General features: G+C 72.0%; 14 protein-coding genes. 8 read left to right on the forward strand and 6 right to left on the reverse strand.

The window, feature by feature from the left end; genetic code table 11:
- The first annotated feature begins 128 nt into the window (after positions 1 to 128).
- From ABD296_RS08715 to ABD296_RS08740, 6 genes are all read left to right on the forward strand, one after another.
- Positions 129 to 1,118 (forward strand): carbohydrate ABC transporter permease, encoded by a 990-nt coding sequence (locus ABD296_RS08715; protein ID WP_344263421.1) that lies wholly within the window; start codon positions 129 to 131, stop codon positions 1,116 to 1,118.
- Positions 1,102 to 1,962, forward strand: a complete 861-nt coding sequence (locus tag ABD296_RS08720; protein WP_344263423.1) for a carbohydrate ABC transporter permease — start codon at positions 1,102 to 1,104, stop codon at positions 1,960 to 1,962. The genes ABD296_RS08715 and ABD296_RS08720 overlap by 17 nt, the downstream gene beginning before the upstream one ends.
- A 41-nt stretch (positions 1,963 to 2,003) precedes the next feature.
- Positions 2,004 to 3,266 carry an ABC transporter substrate-binding protein gene (locus ABD296_RS08725; RefSeq protein ID WP_344263425.1) on the forward strand — a complete coding sequence of 421 codons (1,263 nt, stop codon included), beginning with the start codon at positions 2,004 to 2,006 and terminating at the stop codon, positions 3,264 to 3,266.
- A gap of 98 nt (positions 3,267 to 3,364) precedes the next feature.
- On the forward strand, positions 3,365 to 4,648 hold the full coding sequence (locus ABD296_RS08730) for a Gfo/Idh/MocA family protein (RefSeq protein WP_344263427.1): 1,284 nt from the start codon (positions 3,365 to 3,367) through the stop codon (positions 4,646 to 4,648).
- A complete protein-coding gene (locus ABD296_RS08735) occupies positions 4,648 to 5,703 on the forward strand; it encodes a dienelactone hydrolase family protein (RefSeq protein WP_344263429.1) in 1,056 nt (351 codons plus the stop codon). The genes ABD296_RS08730 and ABD296_RS08735 overlap by 1 nt, the downstream gene beginning before the upstream one ends.
- 219 nt (positions 5,704 to 5,922) lie before the next feature.
- On the forward strand, positions 5,923 to 7,506 hold the full coding sequence (locus ABD296_RS08740; protein ID WP_344263431.1) for a carbohydrate-binding protein: 1,584 nt from the start codon (positions 5,923 to 5,925) through the stop codon (positions 7,504 to 7,506).
- 58 nt (positions 7,507 to 7,564) lie between these two features.
- Here ABD296_RS08740 and ABD296_RS08745 read toward each other — a convergent pair whose 3' ends face one another.
- A complete protein-coding gene (locus ABD296_RS08745) occupies positions 7,565 to 8,323 on the reverse strand; it encodes a DeoR/GlpR family DNA-binding transcription regulator (protein ID WP_344263433.1) in 759 nt (252 codons plus the stop codon).
- 73 nt (positions 8,324 to 8,396) lie between these two features.
- Between ABD296_RS08745 and ABD296_RS08750 the strand changes: the two genes are divergently transcribed.
- Positions 8,397 to 9,593, forward strand: coding sequence for an MFS transporter (locus ABD296_RS08750; RefSeq protein ID WP_344263435.1), 1,197 nt, complete (start codon positions 8,397 to 8,399; stop codon positions 9,591 to 9,593).
- Here the strand turns inward: ABD296_RS08750 and ABD296_RS08755 are convergent.
- The 4 genes from ABD296_RS08755 to ABD296_RS08770 all read right to left on the reverse strand — a co-directional run bounded on the left by ABD296_RS08755 (position 9,590) and on the right by ABD296_RS08770 (position 13,541).
- A complete protein-coding gene (locus ABD296_RS08755; protein ID WP_344263437.1) occupies positions 9,590 to 10,462 on the reverse strand; it encodes an LURP-one-related/scramblase family protein in 873 nt (290 codons plus the stop codon). The genes ABD296_RS08750 and ABD296_RS08755 overlap by 4 nt on opposite strands.
- A gap of 143 nt (positions 10,463 to 10,605) precedes the next feature.
- Positions 10,606 to 11,544 carry a CU044_5270 family protein gene (locus tag ABD296_RS08760; RefSeq protein WP_344263439.1) on the reverse strand — a complete coding sequence of 313 codons (939 nt, stop codon included), beginning with the start codon at positions 11,542 to 11,544 and terminating at the stop codon, positions 10,606 to 10,608.
- Positions 11,537 to 12,157 (reverse strand): RNA polymerase sigma factor, encoded by a 621-nt coding sequence (locus ABD296_RS08765; protein ID WP_344263441.1) that lies wholly within the window; start codon positions 12,155 to 12,157, stop codon positions 11,537 to 11,539. Before ABD296_RS08765 ends, ABD296_RS08760 begins: the two co-directional genes overlap by 8 nt.
- A gap of 103 nt (positions 12,158 to 12,260) precedes the next feature.
- Complete coding sequence (locus ABD296_RS08770; RefSeq protein ID WP_344263443.1) at positions 12,261 to 13,541, reverse strand: ArsB/NhaD family transporter; 1,281 nt, start codon at positions 13,539 to 13,541, stop codon at positions 12,261 to 12,263.
- Positions 13,542 to 13,722: 181 nt separating this feature from the next.
- On the opposite strand from ABD296_RS08770, the gene ABD296_RS08775 reads away from it, so the two are divergent.
- Complete coding sequence (locus tag ABD296_RS08775; protein ID WP_344263445.1) at positions 13,723 to 14,181, forward strand: CBS domain-containing protein; 459 nt, start codon at positions 13,723 to 13,725, stop codon at positions 14,179 to 14,181.
- Between the two features lie 324 nt (positions 14,182 to 14,505).
- Here ABD296_RS08775 and ABD296_RS08780 read toward each other — a convergent pair whose 3' ends face one another.
- Positions 14,506 to 14,829, reverse strand: a complete 324-nt coding sequence (locus tag ABD296_RS08780; RefSeq protein WP_344263447.1) for a histone-like nucleoid-structuring protein Lsr2 — start codon at positions 14,827 to 14,829, stop codon at positions 14,506 to 14,508.
- Between the last annotated feature and the right edge of the window lie 243 nt (positions 14,830 to 15,072).

Here is a 15,072-nt window from a genome sequence, read left to right on the forward strand (position 1 = left end):
TGACCTCGGTTTATTCGATTTCGGTTCGACGTCGGTCGTGAGGAAACTCACTGCAAAGGGTTGACGTCATCTCCGAGGTGGCTATAAGAAAGCGCTATCTCACCCACCCGCTCAACGAAGGGCCAGTGATGACGCTGAGGCCCGCAGAGGCCGGCACGGCGACGGGGACGGCCGAGCCCGCCGTCACGCCCCGCGCGCGGAAGGGCGCGCGCCGCCCCCGCCGCAAGAGCTCGCGCGCACGCTCACAGGCATGGGCCGGCTACCTGTTCCTGGCCCCCTGGTTCATCGGGCTGTTCGCCATCACGCTCGGCCCGATGCTCGCCACGCTGTACCTGTCGTTCAACGACTACAGCATGCTGACCGCGCCGCACTGGATCGGCCTGGACAACTACCACAAGATGTTCACGGCCGACGACCGGTTCATCCACTCCCTCAAGGTCACGACCATCTACGTCGTCGTGTCGGTCCCGCTCCAGCTCGCGTTCGCCCTCGGGCTCGCGATGGCGATGGACAAGGGGCTGCGCGGACTGCCGTTCTACCGCTCGGTCTTCTACCTGCCGTCGCTGCTCGGCGGCAGCGTCGCGATCTCCATCCTGTGGCGGAAGATCTTCGGGACGGACGGGATCGTCAACACGTTCCTCGGCTGGTTCGGCTACCACGGCGAGGGCTGGGTCACCAGCCCCGACACCGCGCTGTGGACGCTGATCATCCTGCACGTGTGGACGTTCGGCGCCCCGATGGTGATCTTCCTGGCCGGCCTCCGGCAGATCCCGCGGGAGCTGTACGAGGCGTCCCGCGTGGACGGCGCCGGCCCGTGGCGGCGGTTCCGCTCCATCACGCTGCCGCTGCTCACCCCGATCATCTTCTTCAACGCCGTGCTGGAGCTGATCAAGTCGTTCCAGTCGTTCACGCAGGCGTTCGTCGTCAGCGGCGGCAACGGCGGACCGGTCGACTCGACCCTCTTCTACACGCTCTACCTCTACATCAAGGGCTTCAAGAACTACGAGATGGGATACGCGGCCGCCATGGCCTGGGTGCTCCTGCTCATCATCGGCGCGCTGACCGCCGTCAACTTCCTCATGTCTCGATTCTGGGTCTTCTATGGCGACGAAAAGTAAGCGCGTGCCGGTGCTGTTCCGGCCCGCGTCCCGGCTGACCAGGCACGTGCTGCTGATCGTGTTCGGGCTGTTCATGCTCTACCCGCTGCTCTGGATGGTCTCCAGCTCGATCAAGCCGGAGAACCTGATCTTCCGGGAGCCGGGGCTGCTGCCGCACGAGGTCACCGGCGAGAACTACTCCGGCGGCTGGAACGCGCTCACGCACTCCTTCGGCTACTACCTGTGGAACTCGGCGGTCATCACGGTGCTGGCGGTCGTCGGCAACCTGGTGGCCTGCTCGCTGGCGGCCTACGCGTTCGCCCGGCTGGAGTTCCCGCTGAAGAAGCTGTGGTTCACCATCATGCTGCTGTCGATCATGCTGCCGCACCACGTCACCGTCGTGCCGCAGTACATCATGTTCAGCAAGATCGGCTGGATCAACACGATCTGGCCCATCGTGCTCCCGAAGTTCCTCGCCACCGACGCGTTCTTCATCTTCCTGATGGTGCAGTTCATCCGCACCCTGCCCCGGGAGCTGGACGAGGCCGCCGCGATCGACGGCGCCGGCCACTGGCGCACGTTCGTGCAGGTCATCCTGCCGCTGTGCGTGCCCGCGCTGGCCACCACCGCGATCTTCACGTTCATCTGGACGTGGAACGACTTCTTCACCCAGAACCTCTACCTCACCAATTCCGACAAGCTCACCGCGCCCGTCGCGCTGCGCCAGTTCCTGGACGCCAGCAGCAACTCGTCCTGGGGGCCGATGTTCGCGATGTCGATCATCTCGCTCGGCCCGATCTTCGGATTCTTCCTGGCCGGCCAGAAGTACCTCGTCCGCGGAATGGCGACCACCGGTTTCAAATAGCCCCCCGCCTCCTCCCCACCCCCTGTCCGGAGGTAAGAACAGTGAAACGCATCCTGGCGGCCACCGCCCTCGCCCTGGTCGCGGTATCGGCCACCGCCTGCGGAGGCGGTGACGACGGCGGATCCGGCGGCAAGACGAAGCTCGTCTTCTCCTACTGGGGCAGCGACTCCCGGCAGAAGCTGACCGAGTCGGCCATCGCCGCCTTCGAGAAGAAGAACCCGGCGATCGACGTCCAGGGCGACTTCTCCGACTTCGACAGCTACTACGAGAAGCTCGCCACCAAGACCGCGGCCGGGGACGCCCCGGACGTGATGTCGATCGAGATCCGGGCCCTGGCCGAGTACGCGGACCGCGGGGTCATCGCGGACCTGAAGGGCAAGGTCGACACCGCCGACCTCGACCAGAACGTGCTCAAGGCCGGGCAGCTGGACGGCAAGCAGTACGCGATCCCCACCGGCGTCAACACCTGGCCGATGATCGTCAACAAGGACCTCCTGGAGAAGGAGGGCCAGAAGATGCCCGACGACAAGACCTGGACCTGGGACGACTACATCGCGATGTCCCAGAGGATGACGCAGAAGAGCGGCGGGCAGGTCTGGGGCACCGAGTACAACGAGAACCCGGCGTGGCTGCAGCTCTTCGCCGCGCAGCGCGGCGAGCCGTTCTACGCCAACGGCAAGATCGGGCTGTCCGAGCAGACCGTCAAGGACTGGTGGGCACTGATCCAGAAGATCATCGACACGAAGGCCGGGCCCGGCGCCGCCACGATGCTGGAGACCGGCACCAAGCCCGACCAGGCGCTGCTCGCCACCAACAAGAGCGTGTACGGCAGCTGGTGGAGCAACCAGCTCGACGCCCTGTCCAAGGGCTCCGGCCAGGACCTGGAGATGCTGCGGATGCCGAAGGCGCCGGGCTCGACCGCGTCCGGGATGTACCTGCAGCCGGCGATGTACTACACGGTCTCGTCCCGGACCAAGCACTCCGAGGCCGCCGCGAAGTTCACCGACTTCATGCTCAACGACCCCGAGGCCGGCGCGATCGTGCTCAGCGACCGCGGGCTGCCCACCAACGCCAAGGTCCTCGCCGCGATCAAGGGCAAGCTGTCCCCGGCCGACCAGAAGGTGGCGGCCTTCATGGACTCGATCAAGGGCGAGCTCAGCCCGATCGTGATCCCGCCGAAGGGCGCGACGGAGATGGAGGACATCCTCAAGCGCGCCACCGACTCGGTGCTGTTCGGCAAGGCGAAGCCGGACGACGCGGCCAAGACCTTCATCAAGGAGGCGAACAACGCCCTCGGCCAGTGACCTCCGGCCGCCGGTGACACGATGACGAGCCGTGCGGCCCGCGCCCGCCAGGGGCCGGGCCGCGCGGCGCCACCTCCCAGCACTGGAGTTCCCGCACCATGCGATACGCCTTCGTCGGGCTCGGCCACCGGGCGCAGATGTACGTCGACGCGCTGCTCGGCGAGTGGAGCGGCACCGGCGAGATCGCCGCGCTCTGCGACCCGAACCGCACGCGCCTGGCCTACTACCTGGACCGCATCGGACGCGACGTGCCCTGCTTCGCGCCCGAGGAGTTCGGCAAGATGCTCGAGCTCGCCGACGGCGTCGTCGTCGCCACCGTCGACGCCGCCCATGCCCGCTACGTCGTCGCGGCCCTCGACGCGGGCAAGGACGTCGTCGTCGAGAAGCCGCTGTGCACCACCGCCGCGGACTGCGCGGCGATCATCGAGGCGGCCGAGCGGAGCACCGGCCGGCTCGTCGTCACGTTCAACTACCGCTACTCGCCGCGCAACAGCGCCGTCCGGCGGCTGCTCGCCGACGGCGCGATCGGCGAGGTCACCTCGGTGCACTTCGACTGGGCGCTCGACACCATCCACGGGGCCGACTACTTCCGCCGCTGGCACCGCGACAAGGCGAGCTCGGGCGGCCTGCTGGTGCACAAGGCCACCCACCACTTCGACCTGGTGAACTGGTGGCTCGACGACGCCGCCGCCTCCGTCTACGCGCAGACCTCGCTGCGCTTCTACGGCGCGGGCAACGCGCGCGCACGCGGGCTCACCGGCCGCCCCGCCCGGGCCCGGAACGCGCCGGGGCTCGGCACCGACCCGTTCCTGCTGGACCTGTCCGCCGACCCGCGGCTGAAGCGCCTGTACCTGGACGCCGAACACGAGGACGGCTACCTCCGCGACCAGGACGTGTTCGGCGAGGGCATCACCATCGACGACAACATGTCCGTCCTCGTCCGCTACGAGGGCGGCGCGCTGCTCACCTACTCCCTCAACGCGCACGCGCCCGCCGAGGGGTACCGGGCCGTGTTCAACGGCACCGCCGGACGGCTGGAACTGGACGTCGTCGAGCGGTCCTGGACGCCGCCGCACGCCGCGATCGACCCGACCGCGTCCGGCAAGGAGCACGCCGCGGGCGCGTCCGAGCGGCTCGTCCTGCACCGGCACTGGCGCGAGCCCGAGGAGATCGAGATCGAGCGGGGCGCGGGCGCGCACGGCGGCGGCGACGCGCTGCTGCTGGACGACGTGTTCCGGGGCCCGTCGGACGACCCGCTCGCGCGCCAGGCGGGGTACCGCGCGGGCGTCGCGAGCGTGATGATCGGCGTGTCGGCCGACCGGTCCGCGGCGACCGGCGCCCCCGTCGCCCTCACGGCCGGCGGGACCCGGCAGGCCTCCTGATGCTCGGCGAGTTCTCGGGCCTGGCGGAGATCGCCGCGCGCGACCGCGGCCTGTTCCCTCCGCCGGGCCCGGACCTGCCCGGACGCCTGCGGGACGCGCTCGGCGTCCTCGATCTGAGCGCCCGCGACGTCCGGGTCGAGCGCCGCTGGACCTGCGCGGACCTGGAGGGCGAGGAGCTGTCCTGGACGGTCGGGTTCGGCCCGCGCACCCGCGCCTTCCTGCTCCGCCCGCGCGGCGCCGCGGGCCCGCTGCCGGGCGTCGTCGCGATGCACTGCCACGCGGGCATGAAGTGGGCGGGCAAGGACAAGATCGCCGACGGACCGGAGCCGCCCGCCGCCGAGGTCGCCCGCCTGCGCGCGCGGATCTACGGCGGCCGCGCCTACGCGAACGAGCTGGCGCGGCGGGGTTTCGCCGTGCTGGCCCACGACGTCTTCGCCTGGGGCGGCCGCCGCTTCCCGCTGCCCCTGGGGCCCGGCGCGGAAGATGGCACGGCCGATCGCTACGACCGCGCCGCCCGCGACCACGAGCACGTCCTGGCGAAGGCGTGCACGGTGCTCGGCACCTCGTTCACGGGAGTGCTGGCCTCCGAGGACCTCGCCGCCGCGGCCTACCTGCGCTCCCGCCCCGACATCGCCTCGGTCGGCGCGATCGGGCTGTCGGGCGGCGGGGTGCGCGCCGCCCTCCTCGGCGCGCTCGACCCGGCGATCGGCGCCGTCGTCGCGGCGGCGGCGGTCAGCTCGTTCCGCGACCTGCGCGACGAGCACGTCGCCGCGCACTCCTGGATGCTGTTCCCGCCGGGCCTGACCCGCCTGGCCGACTGGCCCGGCGTGCTCGCCGCCCGCGCTCCCGCCCCGCTGATGGTCCTGTACGCCGAGGCGGACCCGCTCTTCCCCGCCGAAGGAATGCGCCGCGCCCACCGCCAGCTGACCGCGGCCTACCGGCCGGCGCCCGGCCGCTATGCCGGCGCCTTCTTCGACGCTCCCCATCTCTTCGACCGCCCCATGCAGGAGGCGGCGTTTGGCTGGCTCTCCGGAATGCGCCGGCAAAGCCGATAAGACCCTTGCATTTCCTCCGTACCAATATTGGAACGTTCCCCCTGTTTCTCCTCCCCGTCCCCTGCCATTCATGAAACAATTGCAGTCCGTTGACGGGACGATGGTAGGCGCCTACGTTGATGGAAAGCGCTTTCATCGCCGATGGCCATCGCGCGTTTCCGCTCCCCTGATCACGGTCGGAAAAAGCCAGGAGAAGGACCAGGCGAACTGGAGGGAACAATGCGAACCACCCCCGTCATCGCGTGCGGCGGCCTGCTCGCCGGCGCGCTGGTGGCACTGTCCGCCAACGCGGCGCAGGCCGCCACCACGACCCGCTACGAGGCCGAGAGCTCCCCGGCCTCGTGCAGCGGGACCATCGACTCTAACCACGGCGGATACTCCGGCAGCGGGTTCTGCAACGGCGACAACAAGGCCGGCGCCTACGCCCAGTTCACCGTGAACGCCTCGGCCGCGGGCACGGCGACGCTGCACGTCCGCTTCGCCAACGGGACGTCCGCCGCGCGGCCCGCGGACGTCGCGGTGAACGGCTCGGCGGCCCCGGCGGTGTCGTTCGAGAGCACCGGCTCGTGGGACACGTGGGCGACCAAGACGATCACCGTGCCGGTGAAGGCCGGCGGCAACACCGTCCGGTTCACCCCGACCGGCGGCGACGGCCTGGCCAACCTCGACTACGTCGACGTCGAGCTGGGCGGCGACACTCCGCCGCCGACCGGCGGCGACGCGCTCTACGTCGCGCCGGGCGGGTCCGACGGCGCGGCCGGGACGCAGTCCGACCCGACGACGCTCGCCTCGGCGATCGGCCGCATCGCTCCCGGCGGCACGATCTTCATGCGCGGCGGGACGTACCGCTACTCGCAGACGATCACCATCCCGGAGGGCGAGAACGGCACCTCCGGCGCCCGGACGCAGCTGTCCGCGTACCCGGGCGAGACGCCGGTGCTGAACTTCTCGGCCCAGACCGAGGACCCCGCCAACCGCGGCCTGCAGGTGAACGGCTCCTACTGGCACGTCTCCGGCATCGTCGTGGAGCACGCCGGCGACAACGGCATCTTCGTCGGCGGCAGCAACAATGTCATCGAGCGCACGGTGACGCGTTTCAACCGCGACACCGGCCTGCAGATCTCCCGGACGTCGTCCAGCACGCCGCGCGACCAGTGGCCGTCCGGCAACCTCGTCGTCAGCGCGGAATCGCATGACAATTCCGATTCCGACGGCGAGGACGCCGACGGCTTCGCCGCGAAACTCACCGTCGGGACCGGGAACGTCTTCCGCTACGACGTCTCCCACAACAACATCGACGACGGCTGGGACCTCTACACCAAGACCGACACCGGCGCCATCGGACCGGTCACCATCGAGGATTCCCTTTCCTACGGGAACGGCACCCTCACCGACGGAACGCAGAACGGGAACGGCGACCGCAACGGCTACAAGCTCGGCGGCGACAAGATCGCGGTGAACCACGTCGTGCGGCGCAGCATCGCCTACGGCAACGGGCACCACGGGTTCACCTACAACAGCAACCCGGGCACGATGTCGATATCGGACAACGTGAGCATCGACAACGCCGAGCGCAACTTCTCCTTCGACACCGGCACCTCGGTGTTCCGGAACAACACCTCGTGCCGGTTCGCGGGCGACGGGTCCAACGACAAGGTGGTCGGCGACGCGGACGGCTCGAACCAGTTCTGGTCGGGCTCCAACGGGTCGCGCTGCTCCTCCTACGCCGGCGCCCTCGGCTGGTCCTTCGCCTCGGACGGCCGCCTCGTCGTGACCTTCGGCGGGAAGGCGGTGACGCCGTAGGCCTCGCGTCCGGCGCCCCCGCCCGTCAGACGGGCGGGGGCGTCAGGCGAACAGGGCGTCAAACCGTGCGCACCGTCACGCCCGCCGCCTCCAGCCGCGCGACCTGGTCGGCGGGGGCGGAGTCGTCGGTGACGACGGCGTCCAGGTCGGAGACGGGCCCGACGAACGCGAGCGCGGTGCGGGAGAGCTTGGCGGCCTCGGTGACGGCGATGACGCGGTGGGCGGAGGCGATCGCGGCGCGCTTGACGGCGGCGTCCTCCAGGTCGTGGGCGGTCAGGCCGTCGCCGGCGGTCAGCCCGCAGCAGCCGATGATCGCGGTGTCGAAGCGCAGGGCGGCCAGCGACGCCTCGGCCAGCGGGCCGGTGAGCGCAAGCTCGCCCGGGCGCGGCCGGCCGCCGGGCACCAGCAGCGTCAGCCGCGGGGCCGCGGACAGCGCGTTGACCGCGTGCAGGGACAGCGGCACGACGGTCAGCCGCCGGGGCTCCAGCGCCCGGGCGACCGCCAGGCAGGTGGTGCCGCTGTCGAGGACGACGGACTCGCCGTCGGCGACGAGCGCGGCGGCCTCGGCGGCGATGCGGCGCTTGGCATCCACGTCCTCCTGGACGCGCACCGCGAAGGGCGGCTCCTCGCCGCGCAGCAGCAGGCTCCGCGCCCCGCCCCGGTAGCGTTCGAGCACGCCCTGGGCGGCGAGGTGATCGAGGTCGCGGCGGATGGTCATCTCCGAGGCCCCGGTGAGCCCGGCGAGGTCCGCGACGCCCATGCTGCCCGCGTCGCGCACCGCCTCGGTGATCCGTCTCAGCCGTTCCGCGTCCGCCATACCCGCGATCGAACACCATCGATGTTCGGAACACAAGGTACTGCGAGCACGAAATGTTCGTTATGTTCATGTTATGGAACCAACGCTGCGGGCGGGCCGGCGGGCCACCTTCGCCTACTTCGGCCTGTCCGGGTTCTTGCTGGGGATGTGGGTCGTGCACATCCCCAGCATCGAGCACCAGGCGGGGATCGGCCACGCCGTGCTCGGCCGGCTCCTGCTGCTGCTCGGCGCCGGGTCGTTCGCGGGCATGCAGCTCATCGGGCCGCTCACCGACCGCTTCGGCGCGCGCAAGGTCGTCCCGGTCAGCGCGGCGCTGAGCAGCGCCGCGGTCGTCGGGCCGGGCCTGGCGTCGAACGCCTGGACGCTCGGGGCGGCGCTGCTGGTGCTCGGCGCCTGCAACGGCGGGGGCCTGAACGTCGGGATGAACGCCCACGCCGTCCAGGTGGAACGAGGCTACGGGCGGCCCGTCATGTCGGCGTTCCACGCGACGTACTCCATCGGCGGCGTCCTCGCCTCGCTGGTGGGCGCCTGCACGCTCGGCCTGGGCCTGCGCCCGGCGGCCACGCTCGGCGCCGTGGCGGTCCTCGGCCTGGCCGCCGCCATCGCGGCGGCGCCCGCGCTGCTGCGGCCGGACGGCGACGCGCGGACCGGTGCGCCCCGCGTCCGGCGGCGCGCTCCCTGGCGGATCTGGGCGCTCGCCGGACTGGCGCTGATGATCATGCTGTGCGAGGGCGTGGCCAACGACTGGAGCGCGCTGCACCTGCGCCGGGTCCTGGACGCGTCCGCCGCCACTGCCGCGCTCGCCTACGGCGCCTTCGCCACCACCATGACGATCGGCCGGCTGCTCGCCGACCGGGCGGCCGCCCGGCTGGGCCCGGTCGCCGTCATGCGCTATGGGGCGTCGGCCGCGGCGCTGGGGCTCACCACCGCCGCCCTCTCCCCCTGGATCCCCCTGGCGCTGGCCGGATGGGCGGCGCTCGGGGCCGGGCTGTCGGGGTGCGTGCCGCAGCTGTTCAGCGCCGCCGGCCACACCGACCGGGACGCCGCAGGCGTCAACGTCTCCCGCGTCGCGGGCATCGGCTACCTCGGCATGCTCGCCGGCCCGGCCGTCATCGGGCCGCTGACCGGCCTCATGCCGCTCAACCTCACGTTCTTCCTGCCCGTGGCGTGCTGCGCGGTCGCCGCCGCCGCGGCCGGCGTCCTGCGCCCGCGCCCGAGCGCGCCGGACACCGCCCCGGAGCCGGTCGCGGACGCGGCGGGCGGCGGCTAGAGCCAGCCGCCGAGGCTGCGGTTCTGGGAGACGGCGGTGTCGAACGCGAGCGGGCAGGCCAGGACGAGCGTGCGCATCGGCTCCTGCAGCGGCGCGTGCATCCGGAGCACGTACCGGTCGGCGCCGGTGAACATCTGCGACAGCAGCTCGCCCATCCCCTCGAAGCCGCGCTGGATACGGGCGACCTCCTGCTGCTGCCAGTCGGTGACGCGGCCGCTCAGCAGCTCGTAGTAGCCGAGCTGCTGCTCCTGCGCGGTGAGGATCTCCCAGCCCCGCATCGCCCGCTTGCGCAGATGCCCGATGAGGCCGCCCTGGGCCGTCAGCACCTGCATCTTGGGCGTGCCCATGAATCCGTACGGCTTGTAGAAGTGGAAGTACGGCACGCCGTCCGGGCGGAAGATGGTCAGCTTCCGCTCGGCCTTGGACTGGCTCGCCTGGTTGACGACGCGCAGCGCCTTCTTCGCGCCGCTCACGCCCTGCTCCCGGACGTGCGCCGCCGGCTGCCCCTGCGGGCTCCAGATCGTGTAGGTGGCCTCCGTCGAGAAGAACTGCGCCGGCTGGTCGTAGACGAGGATCGGCGAGCCGTAGAGATCGGCGGGCGCGCCTCCGTACTGCGCGGGCGGCTGCTGCTGCGGGTATCCGCCCTGCTGGGGCGCGGGATACCCGGCCTGCTGCGGCGCCGGATAACCGGCCTGCTGCGGGTACCCGGCGGGCGCGTACCCGTTCGGCGGGTAGGCGGGCTGCGGCGGCGCGTACGGCGGAGGGGGCGGGCCACCGGGCGCCGGAGCGCCGTAGCCTCCCGGCCCGTAGCCGGGATGGTAAGGGCCGCCGGGGCCGGGCCGGGCCGGAGGCGGCGGGGGGTAGCCCATGGAGGCTCCTGTACGAGGCGGTCAGCGCGGGGGGGCAGGCGACACGATAGCGCCGCCGTTCCCCCTCGTTCCGCCCTTTCCCGGACGAACCGGCCCGCACCCGCACGTCCTGGGACGGACGCACGGGCGCGGGCCGCATCCGGTCAGCAGGCGTCGACCGCGACCCCGGCACGCGGCTTCGGGACCTTGTCGACGATCTGTGTGCTCATCAGGGCGCTGGAGAACAGGATCGAGCCCCGGGCCCCGAGCCGGTCGCCGGAGCGGGTGATGACGTCCCGGCGGCCGAGGTACCGGTGGGACGCGGGGTCGAAGATGAGCTCTTCGCGGACGCCGTCGCGGGTGCGGGTGACCGCGACGCCGTGCCGCCCGGCCGCGTCCACGGAGTCGGTCCTCAGCCGGACGCCGGGGATCCGGGCGATGGCGCGGAACAGCGCGGCGCGCACTCCCGGAGGCGCCGGCCTGGCGATCAGATCGGAGGCGGCCTCCCACTGCCGCTCGGCCCGAGCGCCGTCTCCCTGCCGTGCCAGCAGGCGGAGCAGGGCGTCCGGGTCGGCGGGCAGGTCGCCGAGGTAGGGCCGGTCGATCGGCGCCCGCTGCCCGCAGGGAGCGATGACGCTGTCGCCGTCCAGCGGAACGTACTCGTCCGGCCTGGGCTGGATCCAGTTCTTCAGGCGGAAGAGACCGGGCGCCGTCCCGCCGACCGAGATCCAGGACTGGTTGCGGTCCTTGTACCAGCGCCCGTTGTTCGGCACCCGGCGCAACTCGACCGTGTCCTGGTGGACGAACTGGTCCGGCCGCGGGACGGGGTCGGCGGCGGCGCGGTCGGCGGCCTGGTCGAGCACGGCCGCGACATTGGCCGGCGGCATGCCCGGCTCCACCGGCCGGTGCGTCACCGCCACGACCGTCACCGCGCCCGCGCAGCCCGCGGCGACGACCCCGGCCAGCAGCAGCGGCCGCCGGGCCCGGCGCCGCCGCCCGGTGCCGGCGAGCGCCCGGTCGCGCCACCGGCGTTCGGCGCCGGTCACGTCGATGTCCTCGGGGATCTCGGAGCGCAGCCGCTCCACCAGCGTCAGCTCATCCATCGTGGTTCTCCTCGGAGGGGGCGGCGTCGCCGAGCGCGTCGCGGAGCTTGCGGCGGATCCGGTTCATCCGGGACCGGACCGTCCCGGCGGGGACGCCGAGCGCCTCGGCGACCTCGTCGTAGGTCAGCCCGGCCCACGTCACCAGCAGCAGGACCTCCCGCTGCGCGGCGGGCAGGGCGGCGATCGCGCCGGCGAGCGTCCGGGACCGGACGCCGGCGTGCACGCGGTCCTCGACGGCGTCGGTGAACGGTGCGGTGACCGGGTCCAGGCCGCCGCGCGCCAGCGCGCGCAGCGCCCGCACCTCGGTGCGGCGGTGCCGGCGGATCAGGTTGGTGGCGATCCCGTACAGCCACGGCCGCGCGTCCGGGCGCGCCGGGTCGTAGGACGCGCGGCGGCCGAACGCGACCAGGAAGGTCTCGGCGACGATGTCCTCGGCGTGGTCCGGGCCGAGGCGCCGCGCCGTGTACCGCATGATCGCGGTGGCGTGCCGGCGGAACAGCGCGGCGAACCGCTCGGGATCGGTGCGGGACGCGGCGATCAGCGACGCGTCGGTCGGCTCGGCGGCGGGCGCCGGCGCGGGAAGGGCCGGCGACGACCGGCTTGTCGGGGGCATGGGCGGGCCTCTCGGTTCGAGGTCTGATCACCCGTTGTTGCCCGCCGGGCCGGGTACGGGTCCCTCCCGGCCGGAACGGTGCCCGACGCGGCCGGGCGGCCGGTCACAGGTAGCGCAGCCACAGGTAGGGGGCGGACAGCGCGACGGTGACCGCGGTGACGATCAGCCCGTAGCGGGTGAACGTCCAGAAGCTGATGGGGGTGCCGTTGCGCGCGGCGATGCCGAGCACGACCACGTTCGCGCTCGCGCCGATCGCGGTGGCGTTGCCGCCGAGGTCGGAGCCGAGCGCCAGCGCCCACCACAGCACGTGCCCCTCGGTGCCCGGATGCTGCTGCACGAGGTCGGAGACGATCGGGCTCATCGTCGCGACGTAGGGGATGTTGTCCACGATCGCCGACAGCAGGCCCGACGCCCCCAGCAGCAGCATCGACGCGGCGCCGAGGTCCCCGCCGGTGACGTCGGCGGCGGCCCGCGACACGTCCGCGATGACGCCGGTCTCGACCAGCCCGCCGACCATGACGAACAGCCCCGCGAAGAACACCAGCGTCGGCCACTCCACCTCCGCCAGCGCCTGCTCGGTGGTGACCTTGGTCGCGGCGACGAGCAGCCCCGCGCCCAGCAGCGCGACGACCGACGGCTCGTAGTCCAGGACGGGATGCAGCACGAACGCCGCGATCACCGCGGTGAGGACGGCCAGCCCCTGCCACAGCAGCCGCCGGTCGGTGATGGCCTCCTTCTCCCGCAGCGCCATCACCTCGGCCGCGCGGTCCGGGTCGTAGACGAACGCGGACCGGAACAGCCACCGGCACAGCAGGCAGAACACCACCATCAATCCGACCACCAGCGGCGCGAGGTTCACCAGGAACTCGTTGAAGGTCAGCCCGCCGCGGCTGGCGATGATGATGTTGGGCGGGTCGCCGACCAGCGTCGCGGTGCCGCCGATGTTGGACGCCATCACCTCGGCCATCAGGTACGGGACGACGTCCAGGCCGAGCCGCTCGCACACCAGGAAGGTGACCGGGGCGACCAGCAGCACGGTGGTGACGTTGTCCAGCAGCGCCGACGCGCCCGCGGTGATGAGCACCAGCATCACCATCAGCCGGTAGGGCTTCCCGCGCGCGCGTTTCGCCGCCCAGATCGCCACGTACTCGAACACCCCGGTCTGCCGCAGCACCGAGACGATCACCATCATCCCGAGCAGCAGGAACACCACGTTCCAGTCGACGCCGGTCCGCTCGGAGAAGAACGCCGCGCCGGCGTCGGTGATGTGCAGCAGCAGCATCAGCGCCGCGCCGCCGAGCGCGACCGCCGTCCGCGGAACCTTCTCCGACGCGATCAGGACGTACGCGACAACGAAGATCGTGACTGCGGCTGCGGTGGCCAAGGCGGCTCCTGGGAGTCTTTTCGGGGTCGACGGCACGACGCCGACCAGACTTCCCGGCTCACCGTTCACCGACCCTAACGGGATTCCGGTGCGTTTTCCACGCAGGAGGGCGGTGACCGCCCACTCGACCGGCCGTGACGGGAGACGGGACCCCCGGCCGGGGGCCTGCTACGGTCGTGGTGTGCGCGCCGGAGAACTCGCCGTCGACTACCCCACCGTCACCGTGGAGACCAGCGCGCTGGACGCCGCCCGCCTGCTGGCCGAGCACCGGCTGCTCGGGCTGATCGTGGTCGACGACCGGCGCCGTCCGAAGGCGGTGTTGCCCGGCTCCCAGCTGCTCGGCGCGCTCATCCCGCAGTACGTGCGCGACGACCCGGCGCTGGCCCGCGCGTACGACGAGGGGCACGCCGACCGGCTCTGCGAGCGGCTCGCCGGCAAGCGCGTCGCCGACCTGCTGCCCGCGAAGCGCACGCCGCCGCCGGTCGTGGACGCCGACGCGACCGTCATGGAGATCGCCAGCGTCATGGCGGGCGCCCGCAGCCCGATCGTCGCGGTCTCCGGCGACCCGCGCAGCACCGACGCGCCCATGATCGGCGCCGTCACCGTCGCCGACCTGCTCACCCGCGTCCTTCCCTCCTGACCGCGGAGGCGCGGCCCTTTTCGGATGCGGGACGCGGCCATCGGCCTACCCGGCGGAATCGGATCCGCGGGCCCTGCCGAGCACTCGCCGAGCGCAGGAATGGCGCTCGCGCGGGCGGCGGCCCGGGAGGCGGGCACCGCGCTCGGAACCGCCCCGGTGCGCGGCGTCAGCCCATTGCGGGGCCCAGCGGCCGGGCGTTGCGGATCTGCTCTCGCGTGCGGTTCCTTCGCCGCGGCCGTCCCCGGGAAATGGGATCGCCGGCGGCACTCGGGAAAGGCGGATCGCCGCGTCTCCGGCCGGGTGCGAAGCGGCCGGGAAGGGTGCTCAGTGGGCCGCCTCGTACTGCTGGACGACGTTCGCCGGGATGCGGCCGCGGTCGTTGACCGGGATGCCCGCCGACCTGGCCCACTCGCGGATCTCCGCGCTGCGCTCGCGGTTGCTGGCCGTCCGCGTCGCGGCCTTGCGGCCGGCCGGGCGCGCCTTGCGCGCTTTCTCCTGGAAGGGCGCGACGACCTTGCGCAGCTTCGCCGCGTTCTTCTTGTTCAGGTCGATCTCGTACGCCCTGCCGTCGAGCGCGAACGCCACCGTTTCCACCGCCGTACCGCCATCGAGGTCATCGACCAGCGAGACCTGGACCTTCTGTGCCATGAGCCGTCTCCGTTCCGTTTTATTGGTCAGTTCGAAGAATAGTAGATGCTCGGCGGCCGCGGTATTGGCGGAACCCCGATTAATGTATTTCCTCAACGGGTGAGGATTTCGTCATGTGCGGGCATCGCGGCGGCAGCGAATCCGATGCCCGGGTCAGTGCGGCGCCAAGCACGGCTGACCCGCGGGGCGGCGCCCGGGCGCCGCGCGCCGCCCCGGGCCCGCGGCGGGGCGCGGCGGGGCGCG

Source organism: Actinomadura napierensis (genome assembly GCF_039529375.1).
Classification (GTDB): Bacteria; Actinomycetota; Actinomycetes; order Streptosporangiales; family Streptosporangiaceae; genus Spirillospora; species Spirillospora napierensis.